General features: G+C 36.7%; 12 protein-coding genes. All 12 read right to left on the bottom strand.

What is annotated here, in order from left to right; translation table 11 throughout:
- On the bottom strand, positions 1-263 hold a 263-nt coding region (locus tag MWH30_RS06910; protein ID WP_248663334.1), incomplete at its 3' end, for a DUF4372 domain-containing protein.
- A gap of 618 nt (positions 264-881) precedes the next feature.
- Entirely contained in the window at positions 882-2,273 is a 1,392-nt protein-coding gene (locus MWH30_RS06905; RefSeq protein ID WP_248663333.1) for an FAD-binding oxidoreductase, read from the bottom strand.
- 25 nt (positions 2,274-2,298) lie between these two features.
- On the bottom strand, positions 2,299-3,513 hold the full coding sequence (locus MWH30_RS06900) for an electron transfer flavoprotein subunit alpha (RefSeq protein WP_248663332.1): 1,215 nt from the start codon (positions 3,511-3,513) through the stop codon (positions 2,299-2,301).
- Positions 3,510-4,310: an electron transfer flavoprotein subunit beta/FixA family protein gene (locus MWH30_RS06895; RefSeq protein ID WP_248663331.1), complete on the bottom strand. Its 801-nt coding sequence runs from the start codon at positions 4,308-4,310 to the stop codon at positions 3,510-3,512. Before MWH30_RS06895 ends, MWH30_RS06900 begins: the two co-directional genes overlap by 4 nt.
- A gap of 123 nt (positions 4,311-4,433) precedes the next feature.
- Positions 4,434-6,107: an L-lactate permease gene (locus MWH30_RS06890; protein WP_248663330.1), complete on the bottom strand. Its 1,674-nt coding sequence runs from the start codon at positions 6,105-6,107 to the stop codon at positions 4,434-4,436.
- Between the two features lie 193 nt (positions 6,108-6,300).
- Positions 6,301-7,002 carry a FadR/GntR family transcriptional regulator gene (locus MWH30_RS06885; protein WP_248663329.1) on the bottom strand — a complete coding sequence of 234 codons (702 nt, stop codon included), beginning with the start codon at positions 7,000-7,002 and terminating at the stop codon, positions 6,301-6,303.
- A gap of 112 nt (positions 7,003-7,114) precedes the next feature.
- Positions 7,115-7,939 carry a glutamate racemase gene (gene murI, locus MWH30_RS06880; RefSeq protein WP_248663328.1) on the bottom strand — a complete coding sequence of 275 codons (825 nt, stop codon included), beginning with the start codon at positions 7,937-7,939 and terminating at the stop codon, positions 7,115-7,117.
- Between the two features lie 104 nt (positions 7,940-8,043).
- The gene (locus MWH30_RS06875; RefSeq protein ID WP_248663327.1) at positions 8,044-8,562 is read right to left on the bottom strand and encodes a GerMN domain-containing protein; all 519 of its coding nucleotides are present in this window, start codon (positions 8,560-8,562) and stop codon (positions 8,044-8,046) included.
- Positions 8,562-11,033 carry an N-acetylmuramoyl-L-alanine amidase gene (locus tag MWH30_RS06870; protein ID WP_248663326.1) on the bottom strand — a complete coding sequence of 824 codons (2,472 nt, stop codon included), beginning with the start codon at positions 11,031-11,033 and terminating at the stop codon, positions 8,562-8,564. Before MWH30_RS06870 ends, MWH30_RS06875 begins: the two co-directional genes overlap by 1 nt.
- A gap of 220 nt (positions 11,034-11,253) precedes the next feature.
- Positions 11,254-11,412 carry a hypothetical protein gene (locus tag MWH30_RS06865; protein WP_248663325.1) on the bottom strand — a complete coding sequence of 53 codons (159 nt, stop codon included), beginning with the start codon at positions 11,410-11,412 and terminating at the stop codon, positions 11,254-11,256.
- 201 nt (positions 11,413-11,613) lie between these two features.
- Positions 11,614-12,666, bottom strand: coding sequence for a peptidoglycan DD-metalloendopeptidase family protein (locus MWH30_RS06860; RefSeq protein WP_248663324.1), 1,053 nt, complete (start codon positions 12,664-12,666; stop codon positions 11,614-11,616).
- 162 nt (positions 12,667-12,828) lie between these two features.
- A complete protein-coding gene (locus MWH30_RS06855; RefSeq protein WP_248663323.1) occupies positions 12,829-14,268 on the bottom strand; it encodes a glucose-6-phosphate isomerase in 1,440 nt (479 codons plus the stop codon).
- Positions 14,269-14,446 lie beyond the last annotated feature (178 nt).

The raw sequence follows: 14,446 nt of genomic DNA, 5'->3' as shown, positions 1-14,446 counted from the left end.
TTCCTAGATAATTGAGAAGCACTGATTGATTTTAGTCTAAGAACTTTTTGTAAGTTTTCATTATTAGATACTCTTAAGCTCAAATATTCTAAACTTCTAATTGCTAAAAGTTGTCCGAAAATTAAAAGCGAAATTAATTTGAAAGTGGTAAGTTTCTTGGCATATTTATCTAATTCCAATTTTTCAATTAAATTATTGAACTTTTTCAAATTAATTGGCTTTAAATATTGCTTAAAGGTCAAGTTTATGATATCTTTATCCATAGTGGTTGCTCCTTATTTTAGGTATTTGGATAAAGACTATCCTAAGCCTAATTATAAGGAGCTTTTTCTATTTAATCAAGTCTAAATCCTATATTTGCGATTTGACTTTTTCAATTTAAGTTCTTGCAATGCTAGTGATTTAGTATATAAAAAATAATTATTTTCTCCAATGTAAAATAAGGATATATTTTTGTAGTCTCTCATTATTATTTTTGTGAACTAAATTCCAAAAAGCTAATTATTATGATTTATCCTCCTCTAAAAGTTCAGCTATTTCTTGGTATTCCTCCTTATCAATCTCTCCACGAGCATATCTTTACCCAAAAAAGAAGCATCAAAACCATATGCCCCCCATCCTATTCCAAATCTCCAATAGTGCATTACCTTAACCCCTCCTTTAAAAGTAATACTATCAGTATTTTGTGAAAATAACTTATTTGAAATTCTGGTTAAAAGTAATTACCTAGTTATTTATTCTTTAAACTGGACTAAATGGCCTGCTTACTTAATCAAAAAATAATATTCCGTGTTTTGAGCTAAGCTCTCCACACGGAATTAAATTCTACCATTCTGCTTTAAATTAATAATTTAAGCTATTTCTAGTTATTAAAATCTTAACTATACTACTTTACCTGGATTTAAAATATTATTGGGATCAAAGGTGTTTTTAATACCTCGCATAAGCTCCACTTGAAGAGGACCAATATCTTGATGAAGATACTCTTTTTTAGCGTAGGCAATACCGTGCTCCCCAGATACCAAACCTCTCATTTCCCGTGCTTTAGCATAAAGATCATCCATTACTGCCTTATTCTTCTCTTGCCAAGTCTGTTCATCCAAATCTTCTTTCATGGTATAAACATGTAGATTACCATCCCCAGCATGACCGAAGTTACGAATCTTAATCCCGTGCTTATCCTCTAATTGATGGGTATACTTTACAAACTCAGCTACTAAGTTTCTCGGCACAACTACATCACATTCATCTAAGTGACTAACCGCCTTTAAAGCTTCTAAAAGGGCCCCTCTAGTATCCCAGATTATATCCTGACGCTCATCTGTATTGGCTATATAAACATCATAGGCATTATTATCTAGACAGACTTGAGCTGCCACCTCATATTCTTTTTCTAACTCCTCTTTATCGTTGCCATCAAAAGTCAACAGTAGGTAGGCTGGAGCTGATGTTTCCGGAAACTCCTTACCTAAGTAGTCAGTAGCTGCTATTAATACATCTTTCTCCATAAACTCAATTCCAGTAGGTACTATTTTAGCATTAATAATCTCTGGTACAGTATCAATAGCTTCATCTAAGCTATCAAAGGGAACTAGTAAGGTAAGCTGCTTTTGAGGTAAAGGAATTAGTTTTAGAGTAATCTCGGTAATAATCCCTAAAGTACCTTCAGAACCGATCATCAAATCCTGAATACTATAGCCAGTACTGTTTTTAACTACCTTAGCCCCAGTCTCAATAATCTCTCCATTGGGTAATACTATCTCCAAACCCTGCACATAGTCTCTAGTTACCCCATATTTAACCGCCTTCATACCTCCGGCATTAGTCATTACATTACCACCCAGGGTAGCGCTCTTTTCACCAGGATCGGGGGGATACATAAAACCTAGGTCATTTACCTGTTCAGCAAAGCTTAATAGTATTACTCCAGGCTGTACTTTAGCCATTAGGTTCTCCTCATCGATCTCAATAACCTGATCCATAGCCGTAGTTAACAGAAGTATTCCCCCTTCCATAGCCACTGCTCCTCCACAAAGCCCAGTCCCAGTTCCCCGAGGAGTAACCGGAATATTCCTCTCTGAAGCTAGCTTCATAATTGCTGATACTTCCGCTGTTGTTTCCGGCTCTACCATCACTTCGGGATATACCTTAACCTCAGCCAGCTCATCATGTGAGTAGTCCTCATTAATATTTTCTCTTTTAGTCACTCGCTTTGAATCCAAAATCTCCTCTAAACGCTCTATATCAGCCTCAGTAACCTGATTATAACTCATAGCTTTTTCCTCCTTTAAGTTTATATTAATTAGCCGCAGCCATCTCTTGCAGAGGGCCCTCACCGTTCCGAATATCCTCAATTAACTTAGGAACTATTTGATACAGATCACCAACCACTCCGTAGTGAGCTACATCAAAGATATTAGCATCCGGATCAGTATTAACCGCAAAAATATGTTCAGCATTCTTCATTCCAGCCACAAACTGTACCGCTCCAGAAATTCCTAAGGTAATTATCAGTTTCGGTCTTACCGTTCTGCCGCTAAGTCCGATCTGATCCTGATGCTTAGTCCAACCCTTTTCAATCAAAGGTCTAGTAGTACCTATTTTACCTCCCAATAAATCAGCTAGCTCTCTAGCCATCTCTAAATCCTTTTCTTCACGAATTCCCCGGCCTACAGCTATAATAACTTCAGCATCTTCAATGCTCTCCACCTCAGGCTTCTTAGTAATATCTACAATCCGAGCTCTTGTAGCTAACTTTTCAGCCTCCAAACTACATTCTATAATCTCTCCCTTAGGTTCAGCTACTCTTTTCGCTGGCTCCATCACCTTATAACGCATGGTCGCCATCTGGGGACGATGTCTAGTAGTCAGTATCCGGGCCATGATATTACCACCAAAGGCCGGCCTAGTCTGCACTAAGTCTGTATTTTCTCTCACATCGAGAATAGTACAGTCCGCAGTTAGACCTGTTTTAAAGCGAGTAGCAACCCGCGGTGCTAAAGAACGACCGATAGAAGTTGCTCCCATTAGAATAATAGTAGGCTTAGTTTGATTGATAAAGTCTTCTATCACTGCTGTATAAGGTTCAACGCTATAATGATGCAGTTCTTCTTGATCATAAAGATATACCTTGTCAGCTCCATAATTTAGCAGCTCTTCCGCTTGCTCAGCTAAGTTATGACCGGCTAAGACTACGTGTAACTCTTGCTCTATTTTAGCGGCTAACTCCTTACCCTTACCCATTAACTCAAAAGTTACCGGGTGAATCTCGCTATCTACCTGTTCGGCAAAGATCATTACATCGCTATACTCATCCTTATCAACCGCTTCTCTATCATCCTCTATTACCTTAATTAAACCATCATCACAAGCCTCAACACAAAGTCCGCAAGCTTGACAGCCAGCATTCATCTCAATCTTACCTTCAACCTCTTCTATAGCATCAAAAGGACAGGCCTCAATACAGTCACCACATAAGCCACAGTTTACATAATCTATAGTGTAGTTACTCATATGAGTTTCAACTCCTTTAATTCGGTGTACATCAGTTCAGCCAGTTCTTCTCCACTCTGCTCTTCCCAAATCACCTGTTCTACATCCTTTTCCGGCGGGAATATCTCTTCCACCTGGGTTGGAGAACCCTTCAAACCAAAGTTAGTCTCATCATCATCGGGCAAGTCAGCAAAAGTTAAGGTAGTGATCTCTCTATCCTCTGTTGCCAACTTCAATCTAAAAGAGGGTAGACGAGGTTGAGCTACTTCTTTAGTTACAGTAATCAAGCTAGGGTAAGTAAACTCCACTATTTCCACAGTATCGGCCATGTCCTTTTCTACTACCATCTTTTGCTGATCAGACTCCAAAATAGAGCTTACATAAGCTACGTGAGGAATCTGCAAAGTTTCAGCAATAGCCGGGCCCACCTGAGCCGTATCCCCATCAGTACTCTCCATCCCACAAATTACTAAATCATAAGCATCCTTTTTTCCAATTACCTCTAAGCCTTGGGCAAGAGTATAACTAGTAGCTAAGGTATCAGCGCCAGCAAACTTCATATCCGAGAGCAAATAGCCTCGGTCAGCTCCCATCATATAGGCCTCTCTAATAACCTCTTTAGCCTGAGGCGGGCCCATAGTAATTACCGTCACCTTTCCATCATGCTCCTCTTTTAACCTTAAAGCAGCCTCAAGAGCATAGAGATCATAAGGATTCATTATCGAATCAACGCCGTCTCTAATTAAATTTCCTGTTTCCTCATCTACATCTACATCTTTAGTTTCAGGAACCTGTTTAATACAGACTAATATCTCCATAATTATTCACCCCTTATTAATATTTTCACTTAAACTTGTAAGCAATTAGCACTAGCTATACTACTTGAAGAGCTTCACCTCCTCTAAATACATCAGATGGTCAGACCATAACTAGCTAATTTATTAAAACAAACCCGGCCCTAGCAACCAAATACCCAAAGCTCCAATAACTCCTACTACTATGGTATAAAGCAAGGCGGGAATAGCATTAATTCTAATCACCTTTCCTTCCGCACCCAAAACACCTACTGTCGTACAGGCAGCTACCACATTATGAACACAGATCATATTCCCGGCTGCTCCTCCAGCCACCTGCAAGCCAACGATCACAGTTCTAGAAATTCCTACGCTATCTGCCACTCCATACTGAAAGCCGGAAAATAAAATATTGGAAACAGTATTACTCCCCGACATAAAAGAGCCTAAAACTCCAATAAACGGTGAAAAGAGAGGCCAAACTCCCGCAAAAGCACCAGCAGCAGCTGCAGACATACTATCCATCATACTCCCAATCTCTAAAGCACCTGCATCGGAATTAAGCATCACCTGTACCATCGCCACTGCAAATAACAGCGCCACCGTAGCTGGAATTATCTGCTTTACCGAATTTAGCCAGGTTTTTTTAACTACCTGACCTTCTATCCGGTGCATAAAGATAGTCAAAATAGCAACTAAAATAAAGGTAATAGTCCCCGGTAAGTACAGATACTCAAAGGCATAATTTAAGTCAGTACCTAAAATACCTTCCCAACTCAAAGCAAAACTACTCAAAAACTCCTGTAAAGGCCCTACAACTCGAGTTACCACTAAGATCAGCGAAACTAAAATATAGGGTAACCAAGCATTCAAGGGGCTTACAGTTAACTCCTTAACTTCATCTTTGCCGCCGCCTGGTTTTAAGTCCCCAACCCAGTCTGCTTCCCACTCCGACTGTTCAGCAAAGTCCCAGACCCGATCGGGAACCAAAAAGCCAGCTTTAGTAGTAGTGATTACCACAGCTAAAGAGATCAGTCCTGCTGCCAAAGCAGGTAGCTCCGGGCCCACAAAATAAGCAATCCCAATATAAGGAATTGAAAACACCAATCCGGCGTAGATAGCAAAAGGCGCTACCTCAAAAGCCGGTTTAAAAGAACGTTCTGCTCCAAACAACTTAGTCAGCACCATCACGATAATCAAGGGAATTAAAACTCCCATCACCGCGTGGGGTATAGCTGACCAGATACCTACTTGATGTAAAAACTCTCCCGTGCTCAGTCCAGCACCTTCAATTTGAGCAGTAATATCTCCTCCTAAAATAGTTGATACTCCGCCAATAATCGGTGTTCCTACTGCTCCGAAACTAACAGCCACACTGTCCCCAATCAAAGCCACCATAGCTGCAGCTAAAGGTGGAAATCCTAGTCCTACTAGAAGCGGGCCCGCCAAAGCTGCCGGAGTTCCAAAACCTGCCGCTCCCTCTATAAAAGAAACAAATAAGTAAGCAATAATAACCGCCTGAATCCTTCTATCAGGACTAATATTGGTAAAAGTCTGATTAATAGTAGCAATAGCCCCACTACTCTGCAAAGTATTCATCAAAAGTATAGCTCCAAAGACAATAACTAAAATATTAAAGGCACTCAAACCCCCAAAAATTGTAGCTCCTGTCAGCCACTGCAAAGGCATCCCCCACACTCCACCGGCAATAATAATAGCAAGCAACCAAGCTAAAGGCATCACCTTCTGAGCCGGCCAATCAAAAATAACCATCAATACAACAGTAATAATAATCGGTAAAGCAGCCAATAATACTAGCATATCTAACTCCCCCTTTAATTCAAGCCTCTCATTTACCTAACTTGCAAACTATCTAAATTTTCAAAAAAATTAAAACTAAGTTTATTTTAAAAATTAATTTCCCCCTTTCGAAGTTAATCTATTCGTTTCGCCAAAAATTGAGCCTATGGTCAGACCTTCTAGGACATATGGTCAGACCAGTATAGTAAAATTTTTAACTATTAATTATCAAATTTTTAGACCAGGTTAGATGTTCTAACATCGTTGTTTCAGCTAATTCTTGATCTCGATTAACAAGAGCCTTATAAATATGACGATGTTGGGCAATAAACTCCTCATTTCTACTCTCATTATTAACTATGCGCTGCATAGCATTAGCAAAGTAAATATCAATCGCCTCAGAAATCGAATTTAAAAACTTAGACACTAATGTATTTTGAGTAGCCATCGCTACTGCATAATGAAAATCTCGATCAGCTATTCCACTTTTTTGAACATCACCTTTATTTACTTCCATTTGTCGAATACTATTTTTAATTCTTTGTAAATCTTCCTCAGTAGCTCGAGATGCAGCCAATTTAACTCCACTGACCTCTAACATCTTTCTCAACTCAATCAAATCTTCATTTACATCCTCTTCCACCATAAATAACAGAGATAACGGCTCTAAAAAGTTATCGCTAACCTTTTCCTTGATAAAGGTACCTTCTCCAGGTCGACACTCAATTAAACCAATCATTTCTAAAGCACTAAAAGCTTCCCTTAAAGAAGAACGACTGACATTTAACTCCTTAGTTAACTTTCTTTCGGAAGGAAGTTTAGCTCCTTTCTTTAAATCTCCATTATATATCATTTTTTTGATCTGTTCTATAATCTGTTGATATATCTTTTTATCATTTACAGGATTAAACTTCATTAGTTCTACCTCCAAAAAGCTTAATATCATATGGTCTGACCACTACTTAGCTAAATTATATCAAATCATCTGAAAAATGTCAATGTTTAATTAGTTATTTGCACTTCTCAAACTACTGATTTACAAATATAGGTAACTCAGCAAACCGTAGCTCTTGTAATTCTAAAAAATCTTTACCAATTTCTACAAAATCATAGGAAAGATTATTTAAATCACTAACATAAAAATCTCGTTTAGCCTCAATTGTTGTAGAGTTCAAAAGCTCCTGCTTAGCTAAAATTTTTCTAGCTTGAACTGCAATTCTTCGACCGGGATAGATCAACTCTACCTCCGGGCCCATCACCTTTTGAATCTCGTGACTTACATAAGGAAAATGAGTACAACCCAGCAATAAAGTATCAACTCCCACCTCTTTAAAAGAGGCCAAATAATCAACAGCTATTCGCCTTACCTCTGCTCCACTGATCTTTCCTGCTTCTACCAAAGGAATAAAGCCTGGACAAGCCTTAGAAAAAACATTTATTTCAGTAGAAAGCGATTTAATCTCTTGATAATAAGCTCCACTACCGATAGTTCCTTCAGTCGCAATTACTCCAATTCTTTTATTCCTAGTCTGCTCAATTGCTGCTTCAGCTCCTGGTTTTACTGGCCCAATAATTGGTACTTCAAACCTCTCTTGAGCTGCCTTCAAGCCAGCAGCAGTAGCAGTATTACAAGCTATAACAATTAATTTAACATTAAAAAACCGCAATAGATAGTCTATGATTTTAAAAACAAAAGACCGAACCTCCTCTTGGGGACGAGGGCCATAAGGTAAATGGGCTGTATCACCAAAATAAACTATATCCTCATCTGGAAACTCCTCCATAACTTCTTTAGTAATCGTTAAACCGCCTACCCCAGAATCGAATAATGCTATGGGATTACTAGATTTCATCCTTTCACCTTCCTGAAAATTTATTGTTTTACTACTATAATTATTATTTTATCACTGATCATTAATATTATCTTTTCCAAAAATTAAATTAATTAAAATTTATTTCATTCAACTACTAAATCGTAGTTAGGAAGAACAGCCTCTTCTAGAGTAATATGACCAACTAAGGTCTCCACCTTTTCTCCTTCAACTAAAAAAAATACTCGCTCGACTTCCTCAAACTGAGCCATAGTATTGACAATCGAATAAATAGTCATAATCTCTCCGGCACTTCCCCCAGGGTGATCAGTTTGAAATTTAGCATTGAAATCCAAGCTCAACTCTCCCCCATTTAAATCCCAAGCTAACAACTCAGTTTCAGCAGGAATAGTGGCTCCCAACTCTTCTTGAGTAGGACCTTTACTTAATTCCTCAATTATATTCTGATAAAGATCTTTAGTACCTATTTCTCGTTCTTCAACCTTTAAACTCTGAGCTTGATCATAACTAAAATAAAGCTTAACTACTTTAGTTTCTTCAGCTACTTTGCTTTCCTCAACTGGAAGAGTAAGAGATAAATATATCAACCCTAAAGCCAGTAAAAAGCCAATTAATATAAATAAATACTTCCTCTGCCCTTTCATTAATTCCTACCTCCTTCAAATACCTGGTTAAAGTAATTCAACAAGCCATTATAAATCCCTATAGCAGCCTCTTGTCTAAACTCAGAAGTAGCTAATAACTTTTCTTCCTCAACATTAGATAAAAAGGCGACTTCAGTCAAAACCGAAGGCATATCGGTCTCATTTAAAACAAAGAGCTGGTCCATCTTAACTCCTCGGTCTATTAATCCTAATTCTTGTACTAGAGAATCTTGTATAGATTTGGCTAATAATAACGCATTACCATGAGCATCAGGATGAACATAGGTCTCAGTTCCGCTAATATTATTAGATCTATAAGAATTAGCATGCACACTAACAAAAACATCAGCTTCTAATCTATTGGCTAACTCTGCTCTTGAGCCTAGACTTACATAATAATCAGCTTCTCGGGTCATTTTTACTTGAGCTCCACTTTCTGTTAACAACTGTTCTAGCTTTTGAGATATCTTTAAAGCAACAGCCTTTTCCGTAACTCCAGTAGGCCCAATAGCTCCCGGATCTGCTCCGCCATGGCCGGCATCAACCACAATCAAACGATCCTTTAAAATAGAGTCCTCATCTACTGAGCTTTCGAGTTTAAGCTCTATCTGCTCAGTTTTCATCTCAGACATAACCTGATGAGCTACTGGTTCAACCAAATCAAATACAACCCTAGTAACTAAAGGATTTATAGTAAACTGACTTACCCTAACCTCCTCAATTAAACCTTCAGCTTCAGCAATCTTATCACTATCTAAATCAGCAACTGCTCCCATAATATCCACTACTAAACGATCAGGATGCTCAAAACCTCTAACTTCATAATTAACTGCACTATCTAAATCAATCTGCAAATTAGTAAATCCTTCTTCAGTGAAAATATCTACTCCACTTAAATCTATCTTATCTTCAATACTTTCCAAATCAACTGACTGTTCTCCAGACTTATTTAAGCTTAGCTCAGTCAAATAACCTTCTTCAATTTCTTTTTGCATAACTTCATAGTTGACCAACTCTTCTAACTCAACTACTACTCTAGTAATTTCTTTATTGAACTGAGCTATTCTGACTTCCTTTATAAATTCTTCTTCTAAAGTTAAACTTTCCTTTACGGGTCTAAAAATAGTCCCAGGAAAATCCAATACTAAACGAGAGTTTTCTTCTAAAGGAACTATAAAAGGAGCTATCTGCTGATCAGTTTTAATCTGAATAATATCTTCTTGATCTTCAGCCAATATTACTTCATATAGCTCTACAAGCTCATCAGCTTGTACATTAGATTCCTCAGCCTGCTCAAATAACTCGTCTTCTATAGGTTGCTCAGATTCTGCTGCAACTAATTCCTCAGCAAAATCATCAGTTGCTTTTTCAGGTCTCTTAGGACTTAAGACTAAGCGCTGCGGACTCTCTTCATCAGAGTAAATATCCAATTTAATATCTTCCTTCAATTCCTCAAACTCTTCATTTAATTTAAAAACAAGTTTCACTGAACTAGAACCTTCTTCAGTATTCTCATTATGTTGACTTAAGCGCACCTCTTTAAATAACCGATCATCTAAGAAAAACTTATTTTCTGCTACATCTAATAAAGCATCTGCAAACTCTACTACTAACTTATTATCTTCTTCTAAATAATACTGTTGATAATCGGTTAAAGCTTCAGTAGCCACTAAAACAAAGTTATCTCGTTGAGGCTTGTACTCAAAATCGATAATCCGAGGATTAACTTTAAAACTTAAATAATAACTATCATTTTTTGAATAAGTATCTATATTATATCTTAAAGGTTGATAAAGATCTAAAATAATTCTACTTCTATCTACTTCAGGTTGTCTACTTCTCACCTGGAATATCATCCCATTATTAATGCTTAAATTACTTCTACCCTCACTCAAGCGGGAGTCATAAATATCAATCATTAATTGCTCAGGGCTATTTGTAGACTGGATATCATACTCTGGCTTATCACTTAGCTTAATCATTAACTTTTCACCAAACTCTGTCTCTTCATAACTAACCTCTTTAATCTCTATAGAAGCCTCAGTTACTTCTAAGTTACCAGAGTTAAACTCTACTCTATAATTAAAAACTTCAGTTAAAAACTGCACCGGAATAAAAATCTGTTCTCCCTCTTTATGTACTGCTGTTTTCAAACCTCTAATTTCATTATCTATTTCAAACTGTTTTTCTCCTACTCTTAAGCGAATTTCTTGTTCTGCATAACTAATGTTAATAGTATTAATAAGTTCCCGCCATTCAACTTCAAGCTCAAAAACATCTTCTAAAATATGCAGAGGTATTAGCAGATTATCATCTATTTCCTTAACTACTAAATCGGAAACAACCGTCTCTCCTTCAACTAACAATTCAACTTCTTCTACCATTCCTTCCGCTATTACAGAGAAGGAAAATATATAACAAAGCAGAATTATTAAACTAATTAGTAATACTATTCTTTTATTAACTATCATCTGCTTTTCCTCCCCTCAAATTAAAATCTAAATTTAGAACTTACTCTCATTATTCTTTATTCTATTCTCAAGGCCTATTTTCCTGTATGCAACTTAAAAATAAAAAAGATTGTGCAATAAACACAATCTTAACTAAAATAAATTGATAACTAAGCAAAAATATAAAAGTATATCAAAACAAAATTATATATATTTGAATTTTCTGAATAAAAAATCCAAGTTAAACCTGACTATACTCTTCTCTTTTCAATTTAGCAAAATTAATTTTCTTACGAGGTTCCAATATTTTCTGCGATAACTCTTCTACTTCCTTTTCACATTTATCACAGGTATTCCTAAATCCTTCCTCAATTTCTACACCACAAATAATACAGTTCATATATATTCACTCCTTTTGATTATTAATTTTTGAAGTCATCTAAACTCATCTCCTTGTGAAAGTTATTGTTTTCACATCTCACTAAATAACATATTCAATACTACTCAAAGAAATTCCTGCATATTGAATAAAAAAATTTAGAGTTCTAATCTTTAAATCAGAACTCTAAATCATAAATAGTATATTTGAATTTTTATTGAACTAACGAGGTAATTTTTTCTTAGGATCTACCGGGTTATCATTAACTCTAATCTCAAAATGCAAATGCGGGCCCGTGCTTTGACCTGTACTGCCTGAATAAGCTATTACTTCCCCTTGCCGAACTTCATCGCCAGCATTAACAACCAGTCGAGAATTATGTGCATATAAAGTCTCTTTCCCTTCATCATGTTCAATAATTACTGTATATCCAAAGCCAGATAACCAAGTACTATTGATAACTCGACCGCTAGCAGCAGCCTTTACTGGAGTCCCCGTAGGTAAAGCTATATCTATTCCAGTATGTAGCTGCCTTCGATTAGTAATTGGATGAGTTCGATAACCATAACCGGAAGTTATTCTACCTCGAGCTGGCCAAATAAACTGTGACCTTTGCTGAGTCACTGCTGTTCTTTTAACATCTATCGGCTCTAAACGACGTGGAATCTTTATCTCTTGTCCAGCTCGAATATTATTGCTAGTCAGATTATTTTTTTCCATAATCTTATTTACACTGCTATTATACCTGCTAGCTAAAACCGATAATGAATCACCTACTCTAACCTGATAACTAACATTGATATATACCTCTTCACCACCACTTCCTCCTAAAGCTGGACTAGGAATCTTCAACTTTTGTCCTGCCCTTATGATGTCACTATCAAGCTTATTAAGATCCTTGATCTCTGCAATAGAAGTATTATATCTTCTAGCCAATATATAGATAGATTCTCCAGGCTGTACTCTATGCTCTACTAATTCAGTCAACTTTTTTAAAGCAAAGAGAGTTTGTGAGCCGACTATTCCGTCAGCTGATAATCCATATTCACTTTGGAACTGTTTAACTTGGGCAGCCGTCTGAGGTCCAAAAAGACCATCAACTCCTACTTCATAACCTAGTTCATTTAACTTACTTTGTAACTCCTTAACATCTGCTCCTTCTGTACCTTCTCTTAAATTTCTAATACCTAAATTTGAAGCTGAAGCCAAAGCATAAAAACTAAATAAAAATACTATTAAAACTAATACTACTACATATTTTGAATTACGACTCACAATACACCCTCCTGTAACTCTAATAGTCTACTTTCTTAAAAATGTCTTTACTTACTTTTAAGTTTATTAATAAATATTAAATAATATAATACTTCTAATGTAATACTTCTTCAATAGTTCAGTAAATCCTCTTTGTAAATTCTTCCTAGATCTTTATACAGTTTAAACAATAAATCCATCATCTTTTTCAGGCCGTGCTTCAAACTCCTCTTTTTTGTCTGCAAATCCTGATCTACCTAAAATTCCATAAGTATAGGCTTTCCCTAGTTCTACTCCTGGCTGATTAAAAGCATTAATATTATATAATTCTCCGGCAAAGGCAGTCTGTAACTCAAACATATAAAGCAGTTGACCCATAGTAAACTCATTTACTTCAGGCAAAGTAATAGTACAGTTTAAGCGTTGATTTTTAGTTAAAGCTAATTCAGTAGCTAAGCGTTCTGTTTGAATTAACTCATTAAGAGTATTTCCACCTAAATAAGCAACTCCCTCGATATCTTGATAAAGCTTAGGAATCTCCATTTCGGCTCCGTAGTCCTCAACTGCTAATAAGGTAATTACCTTATCATAAGGGCCCGCCATATAGAGCTGCACCTGCGAATGTTGATCTGTAGCCCCCAAAGCTTTAATCGGCGTAGGACCTACATTAACTACTTGGCCGTTTCTATCTTTTTCCTTGCCTAGAGATTCAGCCCACAACTGTCTATACCAATCAGCTACATCCTTTAGAGCATGTACATAGGGCATCATTACCGAAATAGACTTTCCTTGTTGATCAGCTAAGTATTGAAGAGTAGCATTTAAGTAAGCTGGATTTTCCCAAACTTCCTTTTTTGCACAAAGCTGATCCATATACTCAGCCCCAGCTAAAAGCTCCTTAATATCGATTCCACAAAAAGCAGCTGGCAACAGCCCTACTGGAGAAAGTACCGAAAATCTGCCCCCTACATTTTCCGGTATATAAAAAGTAGGCATTCCTTCTTCTTTAGCAATCTTGATTAAATTACCCGAATCACGACTGGTAGTAGCAATAAAATGTTCAGCTACCTTTTCTGATCCTAGTTCTTGAGCTACCAAATCACGAGCTATTAAGAACTGACTCATAGTCTCAGCAGTACCGCCAGACTTAGAAATAACATTGAAGAGAGTCTTTTCTAAATCAATAGTTGCCAATAAGTTCTCTAGTCTAGCCGGATCTACATTATCGGGAACGAACAGTCTTGGTGTTTCCCTAGTAGCAGAATCTAATTTATAATAGGGAGGATTTAAAGCAGTATCTAAAGCAATAGCTCCTAAAGCCGAACCACCAATCCCCAAGACTACAAAGTTCTCAAACTCTCCTCTCCTAGCTGCTACTAACTCTTCGATTTCTTCAACAACCTCCTGCTGTCCAGCTGGCAGCTCCATAAAACCCATTTCTCCTGCTGCTTTAGCTTCTTGAATAGCTTCATGAGCTGTTAATAACCTTTTTTCTAAGCTTTCTACATCTTTGACAGTTAATCCGTGCTCTTCCCCAACCTGCTCGGCAAACATATTATTAACATCTAAGCTAATCTTCATTTCCTTTTGCCATTCTTGATCCTCATATTTCAATTCAGACATAATATTCCCCCTCTTTAAAATTTAATTATATGTAGTTAATGAAGTATTTATTAAAAATAATTCTTATCTAAAATTATAACATTTTTCAGAAAAATCAGCAATCCCTTTGGAATGTTTTTTACATAAACGTTAAAATATAACTTTAGATTTAAAAATTAAAACACAGAAGTTACCTCCT

Source organism: Fuchsiella alkaliacetigena, assembly GCF_023227765.1.
Classification (GTDB): Bacteria; Bacillota; Halanaerobiia; order Halobacteroidales; family Acetohalobiaceae; genus Fuchsiella; species Fuchsiella alkaliacetigena.
Note: the sequence above shows the minus strand (reverse complement) of the source record. Positions and strands in the feature narration are given on the sequence as shown.

Bases quoted from the DNA above. Each gene is read 5' to 3' on its own strand.
- MWH30_RS06905 (WP_248663333.1), bottom strand. From the start codon at position 2,273: ATGAGTTATAATCAGGTTACTGAGGCTGATATAGAGCGTTTAGAGGAG.
- MWH30_RS06900 (WP_248663332.1), bottom strand. From the start codon at position 3,513: ATGAGTAACTACACTATAGATTATGTAAACTGTGGCTTATGTGGTGAC.
- MWH30_RS06895 (WP_248663331.1), bottom strand. From the start codon at position 4,310: ATGGAGATATTAGTCTGTATTAAACAGGTTCCTGAAACTAAAGATGTA.
- MWH30_RS06890 (WP_248663330.1), bottom strand. From the start codon at position 6,107: ATGCTAGTATTATTGGCTGCTTTACCGATTATTATTACTGTTGTATTG.
- MWH30_RS06885 (WP_248663329.1), bottom strand. From the start codon at position 7,002: ATGAAGTTTAATCCTGTAAATGATAAAAAGATATATCAACAGATTATA.
- murI (WP_248663328.1), bottom strand. From the start codon at position 7,939: ATGAAATCTAGTAATCCCATAGCATTATTCGATTCTGGGGTAGGCGGT.
- MWH30_RS06875 (WP_248663327.1), bottom strand. From the start codon at position 8,562: ATGAAAGGGCAGAGGAAGTATTTATTTATATTAATTGGCTTTTTACTG.
- MWH30_RS06870 (WP_248663326.1), bottom strand. From the start codon at position 11,033: ATGATAGTTAATAAAAGAATAGTATTACTAATTAGTTTAATAATTCTG.
- MWH30_RS06865 (WP_248663325.1), bottom strand. From the start codon at position 11,412: ATGAACTGTATTATTTGTGGTGTAGAAATTGAGGAAGGATTTAGGAAT.
- MWH30_RS06855 (WP_248663323.1), bottom strand. From the start codon at position 14,268: ATGTCTGAATTGAAATATGAGGATCAAGAATGGCAAAAGGAAATGAAG.